The sequence below is a fragment of the Mucilaginibacter sp. genome, assembly GCF_039207105.1.
Classification (GTDB): Bacteria; Bacteroidota; Bacteroidia; order Sphingobacteriales; family Sphingobacteriaceae; genus Mucilaginibacter.
Genome location: NZ_JBCECK010000305.1, coordinates 1 through 1,182 on the forward strand (window position 1 = coordinate 1; position 1,182 = coordinate 1,182).

2 protein-coding genes are annotated in these 1,182 nt (G+C 49.2%); both read right to left on the reverse strand.

Annotated elements, in window-relative coordinates:
* A partial coding sequence (locus tag AAGC65_RS25905) for a hypothetical protein (RefSeq protein WP_343115349.1) occupies positions 1-673 on the reverse strand: 673 nt, incomplete at its 3' end.
* A 10-nt stretch (positions 674-683) separates the two neighbouring features.
* Positions 684-1,182: conjugative transposon protein TraK (traK, locus tag AAGC65_RS25910; RefSeq protein ID WP_343115350.1), on the reverse strand; the 499-nt coding region annotated here is incomplete at its 5' end.

Below are 1,182 nucleotides of genomic sequence, written 5' to 3' on the forward strand. Positions count from 1 at the left end.
TACCCTGTACGATCTTTTGCGTGCCTTCGATCACGGCCGGGATAGCTTTGAACTGGTCAGCGATGACCGGTGTGCTGGCGATTGCTTTTTCCTGCATTCGTTCCGGGTGCTGGATATCCAGTATCTTTTCCAGTAAACCGTTCATTTGCTTTAGCTCCGGATCTTCCGTTCTAGCATAGGTAATTTTTGGTACTTCCGTATTGGCTGGCTGTTGCAATGATCTATCCACGCTTACCGGTTTGTCCGGCTTATTGATGATTTGCTGTAAGGTATTCAATCTTTCACCGATCTTTTGGGCATTCGCCTGGGGCGAATTGCCCGCCGCAAAGTCGGGTTGGCGAGGGGAAAAAGATAAACTGCCGGGCTGGTTAATGCTTTGTGCTGAATCGGGTTTAAAACGACCATAAGGATCGGTCAATCTTAGCTGCCTTTCTTTAGCCGAATCGACGGCGGCCTGGTTATAATAAGCCAGCTTGCCCGAGGGCTGGTCTTTTTTCAGCCGTGCATCTGGCAGTTTTTTGTTCAGGCCTGTTTCCGCGCTTTTGTCAGTCGCTGCGTCGGCAGTCCCACCACCAAATACATGAAAAAGTATGGTGGCAAAGCAGATCACAGGTAAAGGCAATACTATTAAGGCTTTGCGCCTGCGTTTTTGTTGAAGGGTTGTTGTTTCCATGATTTTTATTTTATCTGTTTATGATCTTGAGGTCTTTATTTTCCAGGGTTTTCCAGCGCTGGATCAAAAAGCCGTGCGGGTTATTATCGCTTCGGCTGACGTTCCGCAGTTCCCCGGTAGTGACCAGGCTGCGGGTGACCGTGCTGCTGGTACGAATGATACTTTCGGTGGCGTAACAGCGGAAGCTGAAGGGATAATTGCTTAAGTCGACGTTGATGCTGTCCACCTGAAGTTGCTGGCTGATGTTGCCGGAAATGATATTGGCGTAATAACCGCTTTCCGCGAGGTCATCATATTCGCGTTTAGCCGTGCCGTCAGCCAGGTACAAAGCTTTACCGAGGTTTCCCTGATTGGCTTTATCATCCGGCGATAGCGTGAAGAACAACTGGTGGAAAGTTTTGATATGATCGCGGGCTTCGACCGCGACATTATCCTTGCGGTCGGCGGCAATGGCATCCAGCACTTTGCCGTTGAACAGAATATAAACCCGGCTTTGGATGGTAGAAATC